Source organism: Rhizobium sp. WYJ-E13, from assembly GCF_018987265.1.
Taxonomy (GTDB): Bacteria; Pseudomonadota; Alphaproteobacteria; order Rhizobiales; family Rhizobiaceae; genus Rhizobium.
This window is the reverse complement of the sequence record NZ_CP076853.1, coordinates 2,114,730-2,129,042: the sequence shown is the minus strand read 5'-3', so window position 1 is coordinate 2,129,042 and position 14,313 is coordinate 2,114,730. Positions and strand designations below refer to the sequence as shown.

Genomic DNA, 14,313 nt, shown 5'->3' with positions numbered 1-14,313 from the left:
CTTGTCGTTTCGACCTTGATTCAGCGCAATGAAGAGATTGGCGCCTCCAAGTTTGAGCGCTACATCCGGCTAAGATTTCTATCAGGAAACTCTCGTGTTATAATTATCGCCGGCGCCGTCCGGCGTGGCGTAGCGCCCACAGAGACTTGTCCGATGAGCGAAATGGACGTGCTTTTTGCAGCCCTTCGACAGGCGGCCGATCCCGAGACGGTCGACTGCATCGAAAATGTCGTCAGGCACGGCGCCGATCGCGATCTTAACCGCATCAATGCGCTCGCCTTCGCTGGGGCGCATCATCTCGATGAAGAGAAAGTGATCGCGGCCTTCCTCCATGCGGCCCGCATGGGCGCGTTCGAGATGACCTGGAACGTGCTTTGCCCCGGATGCGGCGGCGTGCTCGACAGCGGCGCGACGCTCAAAACCGTCGACCGGGAATGCTATCACTGCGCGCTCTGCGCTGCCGGCTACGAACCGACCCTCGACGAGATGGTCGAGGTCACCTTCACCATCAGCCCGCGGGTGCGCAGGATCGCCGCCCACGATCCCGACCGGCTGCCTTCGCTCGAATATTACCGCCAGATCTTCTTCAGCACCGGCGTCGACCTGCCTGACAATCTCGAAGAAAGGTTCGCGCACGTCCTTCTGGAGGAGGTCGAGCTGGAGCCGGGCGAGAGGGCTCTCGTCTCGCTGCATCTGCCGGCGGCGTTCGTCATTATCTTCGATGCGGTGACGCATTCTGCGCAGTTCATCGACGTGCAGGGCGAACCGACGGACGAACGGCAGACCCTCTCGATGGTCCTCAGCAACGGGCATGCGCCGAACGAAACGATTTCGCTGCGCCCCGGCCCGCTGCGGCTGACGGTGGAAAACCACACCGATCGCCGGGTGCTGCCGAATGTCTGCATCGCGGGAGACGAACTGCACGACATATTGGGCCACAGGCGGCCTTTCCTAACGGCCAAGCGGCTTCTGACGAACCAGAGTTTTCGCGACATCTACCGGACCGATACGCTCGACGTCGACCAGCGCCTGAAGATCACCAGCCTGACATTCCTGTTCACCGACCTCAGGGGCTCGACCGCCCTTTACGAGCGCGTCGGCGATCTCTCGGCCTTCGATCTGGTGCGCACGCATTTCAGGGTTCTGAACGAGATCGTCGCGGCCGAGGCTGGCGCCGTCGTCAAGACCATCGGCGACGCCGTGATGGCGACCTTCCCGAGCCCGGACCGCGCGGTGGCGGCAGCACTTCGGATGCGCGAAGCCATGCTGCAGCTGAACACTGAGCGCGGTAGCGAGGATCTTCTCCTGAAGATCGGCATCCATGAGGGACCATGCCTTGCTGTCAATATGAACGACCGGCAGGACTATTTCGGCCAGACTGTCAACATCGCCTCACGCGTGCAGGAGCTCGCCGAACCGCATGTGATCCTGACGACGGAGGCGGTGGTCGGCAACGAGCAGGTCACCGAAATATTGCGCGACGGCGGCATCAGTTCGGTGTCGCGGATGGAGGAGCTTCATGGCATCGGGCGGGAAGTCAGGATTTTTGCGCTGTCGTGAGCGCCGCGTCGTCGGACCGGTCCGCGAGCAGCAGCCAAACGTTTGCCGCTAAAAAACTTTAGTATTTTCGAAAATAAAAAAATATTTGGCGCCAAACAATGATACGGTGCGCTTGTAGAATAAAATTTTTCAAGAAGGAATAAATCATGCAGCAATTTTTTCCTGGCCTGACGGGAAGGCAAGTCGCAGTCTTTCTGATCGAAACATCGGTGCTTACAGCTGCGCTCATCGGCGTCCTTGTTGTGACGATACCTATGATTTGACCAAGCCTTCGGTGAGGACCATTGGATGTATCGCGTGCCGTGAGCAAAATGGCCGCGCAGTCAACTCGGTCGTGTTCACTTCCTCTGGGCTGCTCGTAACCTTTTTCCTCGCCCGACTTCCTCTTCACGATGGAGCAGCCAGTGGATCATATGTCAGATAAAGAATTAGACCGGCTACTCTTTGACCGGATTTGGGCTCTGGGCGCCAAGGTTGTGCAAGACAATCATATTTCTGCGCTCGCCGATGCCACCCTCAGTATCCCGAGCTTGGAAGAATACCAGAATAGCCGCGGCGAGCGGATGACGGATTTGATCAAGGTTATCAAACTCGGGATCTCGCAACTCCGATAACGCCCGTTGCTTATGGTCGTGGCTCTAAGGGGCAGCCGAAGTCGTTCGCCGGCATACGGGACGTGGTTGACGTCGTGCGTGGTCCGTCTGTGATTCTGTTCCGGCACCTGAGCGTCCTGGAGCCCGCGCCGCCAACTTAAACCGTTTTCTTCGAAACAAAGGAGGAAGTCTTTCAGATGAATGACCGTAGTCAGATGGCTTTCCGGCCAATCAAGCAGATGAAAAATCAACGTTCCCAAAAGAAAAATCTAAAGTTCGCCGAAAACAGAGTCGACAAAATAACCCGGCAACTCGTCAGTCAGACGGCGATTGTCGGAGGACGCGGGGTCAACTGTTTTCCAGCGGAATCGGAGAAGGCGCTCTTGGCGAGTATTTATGACAGCAGACGTTGCGCTATGGATTACCTGTTACGCGTTCAGGCTTTTTGCTAGGCAGCCAGTCGAATTTGCGGCCAGTCGAATAATAGGGTCACAGAGCGAGCAGACCGTAGGCGTATTCGTTCTCGCTCAAATGATGATTGGGGCAGGCACCGGACGTCGTTTAACCTTTGCGTCACGCCATCCCAATCGGGTGCAGTACCATTCTGCAGCACGTATCCCGCTCCTTTTGTCCGAGAAAGGCCCGTCCAGATAGTGTGGCTTACCCCGAAAGACAATCGCTACTCCTCGTGAGACCTGATCCCACACTATCACCATGTCGGCTTCATATGTCATTGCGACACCATTTGCGGGAGGTGCCCGGTGTGCGGTGGTCTGCTCCGGTGTTGAAGATATAGGACTGTGTGAGTGGAATGACAGAACCCGTCAATTTTTCACAGGGGCATCGGGCGGCAGGTGAGGATTTTTGCGCTGTCGTGAGGAGGGCGATGACGTTCGCTGATTGCAGTCTAAAAACGGTCAGCCGATAAGATGGCGCTGCCGGCCCTTTCGCTGATGGTGTTCGATGATTGGCAATGAACTTGCGTTCGTCATATTTTTGTGAGTGATCTGGCAGCACCGGCATTGGCGTTCATCGCCGGTCGGAAATTTGTCGTGACGGGGCTGTGGGCGATGGGTTAGCCGGCGCCTAAATTTCATGTCGTCACCCTATCAAAAAGGCGGAGGTGCGCTTCGTTGAAGGGCCTAGCGCCGGATGGTAAATTAGCCGTCTTTTCCCAGGGTAGGGGATCTCGCCATGAGGAAGTTTCTTTCGTTCATCGGTGCGCTGGCGTTGTCGTTATCAGGTGGAAATGCGCATGCCATGGACCTTCCATCCGGGGCCAAGAAAGTCACGATGGAAGAGTTCAAAGCCTTAGCCGACGGCAAGCATGTGAAGGTCGAGATTTTCGACTTTGAGAAGCCCGTCATCGCTGATCTCGTCTGGAGTTGGAAGAAGGGTACCATCACCGGAAAGGCTGATGTCGGTGGCAAGATGATTGACGTGAAGACAAAGCTCACATTCAAGGGCGACAAGGCTTGCTCGACCCCCAAAGGCGAGAAGCCCAGTTGCCACGCTATCTATGTCGACGGGAACAAGTTCTATGAAGTGCGGGATGACATGCAGGTGCATGCTGTCTCGACGGTCGAATAGTTTATTTCATCGAAGCTCGGGCAGTCCTCCGCCCGCGACCTGCTGCGGCTCATCATGTGGCCGGACCCGCGTCCTCGCCTGACGGTGATCATTTGACGGGCCGACGAGGAGCGATTGGCGAACCTTCTCGTGTCCATCCGATCTCCGTACTACCATTTGGCGAATTGACAGCCAACAACCTCAGCGGCTTAACTGCGGGGTCAGCCTCAACCTGGGAGGGAGTCATGGGAAATCTACTGCATCGGCCACTTCGCTTGGCAGCAGCGACAGTACTCGTTACGCACCTGGCAGCAACGACGGCTTGGGCGGACTTCACGTTTGAGGGCGGCGGTCAACCTGCGCCTGCCTCCGAAATTCAGAAATTCTTCTCTGGACGGTCATGGCTGTGGCCCTGCAAAGGTTGTGGCGCCTACTTCGCTCCAGATGGGAAATTCACTGCTGTTTGGAAAGGTGACAAGGGCGACTTTCAGACCGGACATGGCACTTGGACAAGCAAGGACGGCGCGCTTTGCTGGTCGAACGATGTCAGAACCAGCACCGGGATGGGGGAGCCGACAACGGACCGCTGTTGGGAAGCTCGGTTCGGGCCGGGTTCCGATGGCGGCAAAAAGAAAGCCAAGCAAGCCCTTGGACTGAAAATGCAGAAAAAGCCTGGCTATTTCTGGGTGTGGCAGGACGGACGCGTTTACGACGAAGAGTTCAAAAAGGGCGACAAGATCAGCGCGTCTGCGTCAAAGGTAGAAGCAAAATTTCCTGCGCAATAGCAATTTTCCGCCTCCCTTTTCGATCACGCGGGACGTTAGGGCGCGCGTGGCCGTGGGAGGGAGATAATATGGGGCGCGGGGCGGTTCTGATGCGCTGGTCGGCGAGCCGATATGAAAGGTGGGACTTTGGTCCGATTGAAGGCGGCGATCTGGCGGTTTATTTTTGTCCGGCTGACGACTCCAGGATCAGCGCGAAAAGGGTGCCTTTTCTTGAGTCGGAACACCCTTTTCAATTCTTTCTCCTGATCAGCCGCCAACATCCGTTGGCGGCTTTTTCGTGCTCGGGCAGGTTCCGCTCAAGCCGAGCGTCGCCCGACAGCATGGACGTCAGTTGCGGCCACCGCTTTCCCCAATCAGCTCCCAGAGATCGACCTTCTCGGCCCGCCCCTTGAGCTGCACCAGACCCAGCGACCGCAGCTCGAACCGTTCGCCCACCGCATCGCGGATGGCGGCACTCACCAGGATCGACGTATCGTATTGCTTGTTCAGCCCTTCCAGCCGCGAGGCGACGTTGATCGTGTCGCCCATGGCCGTATATTGCTGGCGCGAGAGCGCGCCGAAGCTGCCGACGACGGCGGGGCCGGTGTGGAGGCCGAAGCGGGTGACGAGTTCGGGGCGGCCGTTTGCTCTGTTTTCCTCGTTCAGATCGTCGATCGCGGCTTTCATGGCGAGCGCGCAGCGGCAGCCGTGTTCGGCATGATCAACATCTTCGACGGGGGCGTTCCACATGACGAAGATGGAATCGCCGAGATATTGCACGACTGTGCCGCCATTGCGTTCGGCTGTTGTGTTCAGGATCTCGAAATAGGCCGACAGCGTATCGACCACGTCTTCGGGCGAATGCTGTTCGGATATGGTGGTGAAATCCCTGATATCGGTGAAGAGCACGGTCACGTCCTGGCGCCTGGCCTTGGCGACCGCTCGCCCTTCGGGGTTGACGATCCGCCTCACGACTTCGCGCGGCACATAGAGGGCAAACTGGCTGATGGCATGGCGGCTGGCGGCGAGTGCGGTCCCCAGCGTGTTGATCTCGGTGATCCAGGAATGCGTCGGAGGCTTCTCGCCGAAATCGAGATCGCCGATCCGGCGGGCCTCGTCAGCCAGCCGATTGAGAGAGCGGCTGACGATGCGCGCCAGTGTGACCGATGCGGCGACACCGGCGATCAGGAAGGCGCTCGCGACCAGCAGGTTGCGCACGAGCAGCCGGTTGGCTTCCGCCACCAGATCCTCCATCGGCACGATGATGGCGGCGGCACTTGCCTTGAACAGGCCGTCGACGCTGACCGGGGCGATCTGCACTAGATGGGTCTCGCCATCGAGATCGATGCGGGCGAGCCCGCCAGTGGCAAAGGCCGGATCCTGCCGCAGCCCGTCCACCTTCGCGAGGCTCGTATCGAAGCCGTTGGCCGTCGCATGCAGGGAGCCGGCGCGTCTCGACCAGATGTCGATGATCCTGTTCATGATGTCGGGATCGGAATGGGCGACGAGATCGCCGCCGGCATCGATGATATAGGCGCGGGCACGCGGCGAGATCGAGCGCGCATCGAGCAGGCGGCTGACGGTCTGCAGGTGAATGTTGATGCCGACGATCACCTCGATATCGTCCTTCATCGGGGCGGCGATCGTCAGCGTCGGAACGTTGAGCGTTCCCGTGACATAGGGGCCGACGGAAACCGGCGCGCGATCCTGGACGGCGGCCTGATACCAGGGGCGCTCGCGCGGATCGAAGGAGGCATAGTCGACATCCCGCGTCTCGAGCAGGCTCGATTCGCCATCGAGAAACTGGAGCGTCGATATGGGATCGGGGCTGTCTCTGCGGGCAATCGTGCGGATGGCGAGGGCTGTGCCTTCGGGCGCGGCGAGGGTGCGCCTGACATCCTGCCTTCCGGTGTTGATGAACTGCAGGTAGGAGCCGTCAGGGTAGCCGGCATAGACGCTCGTGGCGTCAGGCACATTGCGCAGGACTTCCAGGAAGAATTCCTGTTTTGCCCTGATATTTTGCGGGGGCGGGGAGGTGAGCTGCGGCAGGGCGGAGGCGAAGGCCACCGCCTCCACGCCGCGCTGCAGCGTATTGCGGTATCCCTCGATCAGCAACTGGCTCATCTCGCGCATCTGCCGGGCGCCGGCCTGCACCGCCGCGTCGCTTCCGCTGCGGAACGCCATCCAGATGATCGGTATCGACGTGCAGAGCAGCGATGCCACGACCAGCACGCCGAGATGCAACCTCAGGGGTTTGGACCAGTGCACGCGCTTTCCCTCGAAAAGCGGACGCGTTTCAGCGCCGTATCATCTGCCCGGGCCTATCCGGGCTTTCCGGCCGCGCAGGAATGAGCGTCCCCAACGCTCGCAGCTAACTGCTTTTTGAGGATCCGCACAAGTCAGTCATCCGGCCAGTCATCCGGGCGCTCAAGTGGCGAAGACCTGCCATTGCCGGACAAGAGGCTGCCCGGCGCTACCCGCCGCGCCCCGGAATTCTTCTGTGGTTGTTCTTGTGCGTTACTCGCGCCAGGCGGGCGGCAATGCTAGAGATCGGCTGCTAACTGGGGTTATCTCATGAAAAAAATCATTCTCGCCGCGGCTCTTGCCGCAGCACTCACCTCCTGCGCGAAAAGACCTGACGCCATCGTCCAGGCCGACATCCCGATGCAGGCCTATACCAATCTCAGCTGTGAGCGGATCGCTCAGGAACACACCACGGAAAAGAAGAAGCTCGACGACCTGTCGAAGCAGCAGATCTCGGCGGCCAATGGGGATGCTTTCGGGGTGTTTCTGGTCGGCGTGCCGATCGGGAGCGTGGCCGGCGGGGACAAGGAAGGCGAGGTTGCGGTGTCGAAGGGGAAAGTGTCGGCGATGGAGAGTGCTGCGCTTTCGAAGGGGTGTAAGTTGTAGGTGAGGGGTGAGGAGGGGGGAAGCTGCCGGCAGGAGCGGCGAGGCGGTAACCTCTTCTCCGTCATCTCTGTGCTTGTCACAGAGATCCAGCCACCGCGCGTCTGCGCGGTGAATGACTGATTTGAGGTGAGGAATGTTCACCAGCCCAAAAGCTACCGCCAGATGCCGGAGGGGATCTGAGTCTTTCACGATGTAGAGTACCCAGCAGACGATGATGGGGCGGTTGGGTTTCAGATGAAGTTCCGGTAAAGCCGGCACTCGATTTGTGCAATTTCCAGGTTCTGACGCACCGTGGCTCGGAGAAGCACGGAGGCTACCTCAATCAGACTGGCCCACATCAACAGGCTCGTCATGGTCACTAGTATCATCCACCGAATTCGCATTGGTGCCTAACAAAGTAGATTTTGCTAAAGTAGTGATCTAGCATAAAAGTATCCGCCTTTGCATAACCACGGTCACACACACTGAAGCGGCCCCATATTTCTCACCCGTTTATGGGGTGGTGGGGTTTGCGCTGCGCCAATACCGTTCTTATGATCGACAAATGATCCAGGAGGGCGGAATGGATATAGGGCGAGCCATTTTAATAGTCGGCATCATTTGGGCTGCCATGTTCGCGTGGTTGTTTCGATATGAAGTGCAGACAACCAATGGGATTGGCGCTTTGAGATACGATAGATGGACCTCAAGCACTTCGCTATGTGACAACGCAGCTTGCTATCCATACAAGCCGTGGCCCTGAACGATCGCGACTAGTCGCCAACGGTCGCCCTCTTATTTCGCCAGATCATCGGGTGTAAAATGATGCTTCTTCAACAACAGAAGGAACATCGAAATGACTAGAGCGGGATGATTTTAAGTCCGTTCATATCCGGCTTCCTTGAAGTAGTTTTGGCATTCCTGTGGTGAAACTGTCTTGAGGATGGCTGCGATGGCCTCGTCGATCGCGTGGCGAGTTCTGGCCTGTTCCTCGCGTAGCCAGTGCTTGATCTTGGCAAAGAGCTTTTCGATGGGATTGAGGTCAGGGGAGTATTTGGGCAGGAAGAACAGTTTGGCCCCAGCCTTGCGGATCGCGGCGCGGATTGCTTTTGCCTTGTGTGAGCCCAGATTGTCCATCACGACGATATCGTCTGGCTTGAGTTCGGGCACCAGCACCTTTTCCACATAGATCAGGAACCGCTCGCCATTGATCGGGCCGTCGATGATCCATGGCGCGCTGACGCGGTCGGCGCGCAGGGCGGCAATGAACGTCATGGTGTTCCAATGGCCGAAGGGCGCCTGACCGGGCAACCGTTCGCCGCGCGGCGCCCAGCCCCGGAGCGGCGCCATATTCGTCTTCGTCCAGGTTTCATCGATGAAGACGAGGCGGGCCGGATCGACATGATAGCGATGCTTCAGCCAGCGGTTCCGTCGGGCGGCGACATCGGGCCGCTCGCGCTCGTCGGCGACCATTGTCTTTTTTTATAACTCAACCCTTCATCATGCACGAAGGTCCACACGGAGCGGTAATCGACCTTCAGGCCACGCTCGCCCAGTTCCGCGACCAGCCCGCGCAGGGTAAAAGCCCGTGTGCGGCAGCGCTCGAGCAGCCACTCCCGATGCGTATCGCAAATCGCCCGTGGCTTGTGCCCGCCCATCTGACCGGGGGCTGCGCTGCCCGTCTGGCGAAAGCGCCGCACCCAATCGATCGCGGTGCTGATGCCAATCCCGAAGCGCTTCGCCGCTGCCCGGCAGGACAATCCTTCGCGCGTCACCGCGCCGACAACGCGTTCCCGCAAATCATCGGAAAAAGGTTTTGCCATAAAGACCGGCCTCCTTTACCGGTCTCAATGGTGAAGCTGATTTGCGGGAAAAAGGGAATCCCCTTTTCGATTCCATCTAAAATCATCCCGCTCTAGAGAAGAACTCGTTGCCGAGTGCTTAGAAGAGGAGCGGGAAGCTATCGAACTCGGATACAAAGTCGAAGTAATCCTCTTCCCGGATCGTGACGGCGATATCACCTGCCATGTGATAAGAAGCCGCACGACCAGCAGATGATGATGGGGCGGGGGCGGCCCATACCGTTCGGACGATGGGGGCAAATTCTCTGCTAAGCCAATGAGCAACAACCCACGGAAAAAATTCTACGTCCTGTTGGCACTCCCGTTGTTAGCGCTGCTGCTCTACGACAATCGCGGCTTGATCAATGTTACATTCCCCGAGCGTGGAATTTCTGATGCAGCCCGTCTGACAGGCAGCGAACCCCATGAAATTCGAGGACGATGCAAAATTGAAGGCCGCGGCCTCATTCAAAGCAACGTCTCTTGCGTACTCACCCGTGTTAAGGACGGAAAGCTTACTCACAATATTCTTCTGGAGTATTCTCTGGTGCTAAACTCAATAATGGATTTTTCAGACTCGGTCGAGACCGTCGATTAGATCCATAGCTCAGGATGATGGTGCGGCGGGTGCTAAGCGGGGACCATTCTAGCAGCCCCAATTGTTCGTGGACCTCATCTGGCGCCGGCGGCTCAACGTTCGGGGCATCATAATCGTAAGCTTCTGCGATTTATCGGACGAAAATTGCCACGGCTGAAAGTGTTGTCGGATCACCTCATGAACCTTCCATCAACCTTTGAAATCCATATGTCGCCGCGAGCCTCGAACGGAAAACAATGCCACAGCGCCCTATAGTGCTTCGCTGAATTCCATATCACGCTATTGGGCATTTTTCATATCGACGCCCGCAGGATAGTTTTGCTTCGACGAAGCATTAAAATTCAACATAAAACTGGGTCATCTGCGGGATATAACCGTGAATAAGATACATCTAATAAGAAAATCAATGATAATAATATTTATCATTTTCTTCATATCATTCAATATTTTAATTTGGCCAGACTGGTATTATCAAAACATCTATGATGTAATTTCGGATGCCCTTCAATTCAGGGGGGGGCGTTAGTTGGAATTCTTTTAGTCGCCCCGCAAATTTACCCTCTAATTATATTGTCTCTGTTATTGCGCCTCCTAAGGAAGAACGAGCGCGCCTTAAAAGAGGCAATGTGGCTCTGGTCAGTGATATTTGTAATTGGCTCAGCGTGGACCGCTCTGTTCATCTACGCAGTCAACAACGAGTAATCCCCCAAAGGACCACCCAACCGCCCTGTTATGGGGCGCTGAGAGCTTCAGTCCCAAGCCGACTTGCGCTTCGCTAACCGCAAATTACCCCTCTACAACCGCGCCACCCGCCTCAACTCCTCCGCAGTCGTCGTCGCAAACCCAAAAAACTCCAGATAAGCCGGTATCTGCTCAAACAGCATATCCGTCCCCACCTGATACCGGCATCCTCTCTCCCTTGCTGCGGCGAGAAACGGCGTAATCTCCTCCTTCATCACCACTTCACCCACGAAGGTACCGGCCGAAAGCCGGGTCACATCCAGCGGCAGCGGATCATCCTTGCGCATGCCGAGCGGCGTGGCGTTGATGACGATGTCGAATCCATCCGGGTCACTCCCGCCGGTCGTGACCTGCATGGCCGGATACCAGGTGTTGAGGCGGGTCTTCAGGCCGTCCAGCGCCGCCTCGTTGTCGTCGTGGAGTGCCAGGTGGGTGAGGCCGGCGCCGGCGAGTGAGGCTGCGATGGCCGAGCCGACGCCGCCGGCGCCGATCATGAGGGCGCTGGCGCCTGATATTGCCTGGCCCTTGCGTCTGAGGCCACGCACGAAGCCTTCGCCGTCGAACATGTCGCCGATCAATTGGCCATCCGGCCCGAGCTTGACTGCGTTGCAGGAGCCGGCGACGCGGGCGTTGGTGGAGATCTCGTCCAGCAGGCCCATCGTGGTGATCTTGTGGGGCATGGTGATCAGCGCCCCGTGGATGTTTGACAGGCGGAAGAGCAGCCTCAGGAAATCGGGGTAATCCCTGGGCTTGCAGCCCATGGGCACGACGACGGCGTCGATGCCCTGTTCCTCGAAATAGGGATTGTAGATCAGCGGCGCCTTGAAACTTTCCGTCGGGTAGCCGAGATGGGCGATCAGCCGTGTGGTGCCGCTAATCATGGATGTGATCCCGCCGCTCTCTTGGGGAAGACGGTCTTGCCTGATCGGGCGGATTGCTTGGTCGCCTCGATGACTTCAAGTGCGGCAAGCCCCTCGTGGCCGCTGACGATACGGCGCCGGCCGATCAGCCCGGCTCCCATGACGGCAATTTCGAGCGGGCGTGTGCGAAACGGTTCGGGCATGACAGCGTCCTTCCGATCCTAATTGCGAAGGATTTCGCCGAGGAATTTGCGGGTGCGCTCATGGCGCGGATTGGTGAAGAATTCCGCCGGCGGGGCTTCTTCCACGATCGCGCCGCTCGCCATGAAGATTACCCGGTTGGCGACCTGGCGGGCAAAGCCCATTTCATGGGTCACGCAGATCATCGTCATGCCTTCCTCGGCAAGGCTGATCATCGTATCCAGCACTTCCTTGACCATCTCGGGATCGAGTGCTGAGGTCGGCTCGTCGAAGAGCATCACCTTGGGGCGCATGCAGAGCGCGCGTGCGATCGCCACGCGCTGCTGCTGGCCACCGGAAAGCTGCACCGGATATTTCTCCGCCTGTTCGGATATCTTGACGCGGGCGAGCAGCGTGCGGGCGCGTTCTTCGGCTTCCGCTTTGGTCACGCCGAGAGCGCGCATCGGCGCCAGCATGCAGTTTTCCAGCACCGTCAGGTGCGGGAAAAGGTTGAACTGCTGGAAGACCATGCCGACTTCGCGCCTGATGGCATCGATCGCCTTGGCCTGGTTGCCGAGCAGGATGCCGCCGACGCGGATCTCGCCCTTCTCATAGGTCTCCAGATGGTTGATGCAGCGGATGAGCGTCGATTTTCCGCTGCCGGAGGGGCCGCAGAGCACGATGCGCTCGCCTTTGTGCACCTCGATATTGATGTCGTGCAGGGCCTGGAAGGCGCCGTACCATTTCTCCACATGGCTCATGGTGATCATGGTTTCGCCTGTGGCGGCGTTGAGAGCGGGTGCGGTTGCTATGGTCATGGTGTTGGTTCCGATCGCAGTGTGCCTAGCGTGCATGGGCGGCGTTGAAGCGCCGCTCCAGGCGCGCGCCGATGATCGTCAGCGGGCAGCACATCAGGAAATAGAGGGCTCCGACGATGGCGAAGACGGTCAGCGGCTGGAAGATCTGGTTGGAGATGATGTTGCCGGCGCGCGTCAGTTCCGTGAAGCCGACGATGGAGGCGAGCGACGTGCCCTTGATGAGCTGCACCAGGAAGCCGATCGTTGCCGGCAGCGAGATGCGGATTGCCTGCGGCAGGATCACATCCTTCATGCGCGAGACATATTTGAGGCTGAGGGCCTTGGCCGCCTCCGTCTGGCCGCGCGGCACGGCCTCGATGGAGCCGCGCCAGATCTCGCCGAGATAGGCGCTGGCATGCAGCGTCAGGCCGATCGCCACCGCTTCCCAGGCATCGAGCTTGAAGCCGATCAGCGCCAGCCCGTAATAGGTGACGAAGAGCTGCATCAGGAGCGGCGTGCCCTGGAAGACGGCGATATAGGCTGAGGTCAGTCGCTCCAGCCACGGCATGCCCGAGGTGCGGGCCAGCGCCACGGCAAGGCCGGCAATGCAGCCGCAGACGAAGCCGACGGCGGAGAGAAGAACGGTCCATTTAAGGCCGATCAGAAGGAAGATGAATTCTTCGCTGCCCATGGTGCCCTCACTTGACCGGATAGGTGAAATAACGGGCCGAGAAGAGCGCGAAGAGGCGCATCATCAGCCAGGAAATGACGAGGTAGAACACGGTCACGGTGAAATAGACCTCGAAGCTGCGGAAGCTGTCGGATTCGATGCGCTGCGCCACCGAGGTCAGCTCATAGGCCGAGATGGCCGAGCAGATGCTGGTCGATAGCGTCAAGAGCACGAACTGGCTGGTCAGCGACGGGTAGATGGCCCTCAGCGCCGGCTTCAGGATGATCAGCCGGAACACCTGGGCCTTGTGCAGGCCGAGCGCCAGGCCCGCTTCCATCTGACCCTTGGGAATGGATTGCACGCCGCCCCTGATGATCTCGATCGCATAGGCGCCGCCATTGATGCCGAGCGCGATGATCGCCGTCGGCGTCGGATCGAGGCGGATGCCGATCAGCGGCAAGGCGAAGAAGAGAAAGAAGATCTGCACCAGGAAGGGCGTGTTGCGGATGAGCTCGACGAAGCCGATCACCAGAAAACGCACCGCCTTGATATGCGAATCCCTGAGCGCCACGCCGCCGACGCCGATGACGATGGCAAGCGCCATGCCGCAGATCGCCAGCAGGAAGGTGCCGAGACAGCCGAGCAGCAGGCTCGGCAACCCGTCGATGACGGGCGTGAAATCCAGTTGATAATTCATGCCGCTTTCGCCGCTCCCACCATACCGGCCATAGCCTCGATCGCCAGCTCGTAACCGCGGGCGCCGAAGCCGATCATGATGGCGGTGGCGACGCGCGAGACGAGGGATTTATGGTAGATCTCCTCGCGGGCATGGACATTGGAAATATGCAGCTCGATCTTCGGCGGATCGAAGGTTTTCAGGGCATCGAGCAGGGCAACCGAGGTGAAGGTGTAGGCGGCGGGATTGATGATGATGCCGCAGGCCTCCTTTCGGGCCTGATGGATGCTTTCCACCAACTCGCCTTCGAAATTCGTCTGGCGGAAGTCGATTTCGAAGCCGAGGGTCTTTGCTCTCGCGAGGCACATCTGCCTGATATCGGCAAGCGTCGTGGAGCCGTAGATGGTGGGCTCGCGCTCGCCGAGCAGGTTCAGGTTCGGTCCGTTGAGGACGAAGATGGTTCTGGTCATGTCGCGCACCTCAAACGGGGCTGGGCTTCAGGCTTGGTCTTGGCATAGGGGTGACGTGGACGGGCATCGAAATGCCCGCCTTGGTAATCGGATTGTTGGAAACCT

The 14,313-nt window shown here is 58.6% G+C and carries 15 protein-coding genes; 7 read left to right on the top strand and 8 right to left on the bottom strand.

Annotated features, from left to right (window positions below):
* The first annotated feature begins 153 nt into the window (after positions 1-153).
* From KQ933_RS10735 to KQ933_RS10715, 5 genes are all read left to right on the top strand, one after another.
* Positions 154-1,560: an adenylate/guanylate cyclase domain-containing protein gene (locus KQ933_RS10735; RefSeq protein WP_216758754.1), complete on the top strand. Its 1,407-nt coding sequence runs from the start codon at positions 154-156 to the stop codon at positions 1,558-1,560.
* Between the two features lie 404 nt (positions 1,561-1,964).
* Positions 1,965-2,174 (top strand): hypothetical protein, encoded by a 210-nt coding sequence (locus KQ933_RS10730; protein WP_216758753.1) that lies wholly within the window; start codon positions 1,965-1,967, stop codon positions 2,172-2,174.
* A gap of 176 nt (positions 2,175-2,350) precedes the next feature.
* Entirely contained in the window at positions 2,351-2,605 is a 255-nt protein-coding gene (locus KQ933_RS10725; RefSeq protein ID WP_216758752.1) for a hypothetical protein, read from the top strand.
* A gap of 742 nt (positions 2,606-3,347) precedes the next feature.
* The gene (locus tag KQ933_RS10720; protein ID WP_216758751.1) at positions 3,348-3,743 is read left to right on the top strand and encodes a hypothetical protein; all 396 of its coding nucleotides are present in this window, start codon (positions 3,348-3,350) and stop codon (positions 3,741-3,743) included.
* 224 nt (positions 3,744-3,967) lie between these two features.
* Positions 3,968-4,507, top strand: coding sequence for a DUF995 domain-containing protein (locus KQ933_RS10715; protein WP_216758750.1), 540 nt, complete (start codon positions 3,968-3,970; stop codon positions 4,505-4,507).
* 327 nt (positions 4,508-4,834) lie between these two features.
* Here KQ933_RS10715 and KQ933_RS10710 read toward each other — a convergent pair whose 3' ends face one another.
* Positions 4,835-6,754 carry an adenylate/guanylate cyclase domain-containing protein gene (locus KQ933_RS10710; RefSeq protein ID WP_216758749.1) on the bottom strand — a complete coding sequence of 640 codons (1,920 nt, stop codon included), beginning with the start codon at positions 6,752-6,754 and terminating at the stop codon, positions 4,835-4,837.
* A gap of 306 nt (positions 6,755-7,060) precedes the next feature.
* On the opposite strand from KQ933_RS10710, the gene KQ933_RS10705 reads away from it, so the two are divergent.
* Complete coding sequence (locus KQ933_RS10705) at positions 7,061-7,396, top strand: hypothetical protein (RefSeq protein WP_216758748.1); 336 nt, start codon at positions 7,061-7,063, stop codon at positions 7,394-7,396.
* 855 nt (positions 7,397-8,251) lie between these two features.
* Here KQ933_RS10705 and KQ933_RS10700 read toward each other — a convergent pair.
* Positions 8,252-9,198 (bottom strand): IS630 family transposase gene (locus KQ933_RS10700; protein WP_253958318.1). Its coding sequence is split into 2 segments (ribosomal slippage): positions 8,252-8,857 and positions 8,860-9,198, totalling 945 coding nucleotides; the frame shifts between segments, so codons are not numbered across the junction.
* A gap of 295 nt (positions 9,199-9,493) precedes the next feature.
* On the opposite strand from KQ933_RS10700, the gene KQ933_RS10695 reads away from it, so the two are divergent.
* On the top strand, positions 9,494-9,814 hold the full coding sequence (locus KQ933_RS10695) for a hypothetical protein (protein ID WP_216758746.1): 321 nt from the start codon (positions 9,494-9,496) through the stop codon (positions 9,812-9,814).
* A gap of 794 nt (positions 9,815-10,608) precedes the next feature.
* Here the strand turns inward: KQ933_RS10695 and KQ933_RS10690 are convergent.
* The 6 genes from KQ933_RS10690 to aroQ form a co-directional block, all read right to left on the bottom strand.
* Positions 10,609-11,436 (bottom strand): shikimate dehydrogenase, encoded by an 828-nt coding sequence (locus KQ933_RS10690; RefSeq protein WP_216758745.1) that lies wholly within the window; start codon positions 11,434-11,436, stop codon positions 10,609-10,611.
* Entirely contained in the window at positions 11,433-11,618 is a 186-nt protein-coding gene (locus KQ933_RS10685; protein WP_216758744.1) for a hypothetical protein, read from the bottom strand. Before KQ933_RS10685 ends, KQ933_RS10690 begins: the two co-directional genes overlap by 4 nt.
* Before the next feature lie 18 nt (positions 11,619-11,636).
* Positions 11,637-12,365, bottom strand: a complete 729-nt coding sequence (locus KQ933_RS10680; RefSeq protein ID WP_216758882.1) for an amino acid ABC transporter ATP-binding protein — start codon at positions 12,363-12,365, stop codon at positions 11,637-11,639.
* 73 nt (positions 12,366-12,438) lie between these two features.
* Positions 12,439-13,083, bottom strand: a complete 645-nt coding sequence (locus tag KQ933_RS10675; protein WP_216758743.1) for an amino acid ABC transporter permease — start codon at positions 13,081-13,083, stop codon at positions 12,439-12,441.
* 7 nt (positions 13,084-13,090) lie between these two features.
* Complete coding sequence (locus KQ933_RS10670; protein WP_216758742.1) at positions 13,091-13,759, bottom strand: amino acid ABC transporter permease; 669 nt, start codon at positions 13,757-13,759, stop codon at positions 13,091-13,093.
* Positions 13,756-14,208, bottom strand: a complete 453-nt coding sequence (gene aroQ / locus KQ933_RS10665; protein ID WP_216758741.1) for a type II 3-dehydroquinate dehydratase — start codon at positions 14,206-14,208, stop codon at positions 13,756-13,758. Before aroQ ends, KQ933_RS10670 begins: the two co-directional genes overlap by 4 nt.
* Positions 14,209-14,313: the final 105 nt, after the last annotated feature.

Bases quoted from the DNA above. Each gene is read 5' to 3' on its own strand.
- KQ933_RS10720 (WP_216758751.1), top strand. From the start codon at position 3,348: ATGAGGAAGTTTCTTTCGTTCATCGGTGCGCTGGCGTTGTCGTTATCA.
- KQ933_RS10670 (WP_216758742.1), bottom strand. From the start codon at position 13,759: ATGAATTATCAACTGGATTTCACGCCCGTCATCGACGGGTTGCCGAGC.
- aroQ (WP_216758741.1), bottom strand. From the start codon at position 14,208: ATGACCAGAACCATCTTCGTCCTCAACGGACCGAACCTGAACCTGCTC.
- KQ933_RS10735 (WP_216758754.1), top strand. From the start codon at position 154: ATGAGCGAAATGGACGTGCTTTTTGCAGCCCTTCGACAGGCGGCCGAT.
- KQ933_RS10725 (WP_216758752.1), top strand. From the start codon at position 2,351: ATGAATGACCGTAGTCAGATGGCTTTCCGGCCAATCAAGCAGATGAAA.
- KQ933_RS10675 (WP_216758743.1), bottom strand. From the start codon at position 13,083: ATGGGCAGCGAAGAATTCATCTTCCTTCTGATCGGCCTTAAATGGACC.
- KQ933_RS10695 (WP_216758746.1), top strand. From the start codon at position 9,494: ATGAGCAACAACCCACGGAAAAAATTCTACGTCCTGTTGGCACTCCCG.
- KQ933_RS10680 (WP_216758882.1), bottom strand. From the start codon at position 12,365: ATGATCACCATGAGCCATGTGGAGAAATGGTACGGCGCCTTCCAGGCC.
- KQ933_RS10690 (WP_216758745.1), bottom strand. From the start codon at position 11,436: ATGATTAGCGGCACCACACGGCTGATCGCCCATCTCGGCTACCCGACG.
- KQ933_RS10705 (WP_216758748.1), top strand. From the start codon at position 7,061: ATGAAAAAAATCATTCTCGCCGCGGCTCTTGCCGCAGCACTCACCTCC.
- KQ933_RS10685 (WP_216758744.1), bottom strand. From the start codon at position 11,618: ATGCCCGAACCGTTTCGCACACGCCCGCTCGAAATTGCCGTCATGGGA.
- KQ933_RS10715 (WP_216758750.1), top strand. From the start codon at position 3,968: ATGGGAAATCTACTGCATCGGCCACTTCGCTTGGCAGCAGCGACAGTA.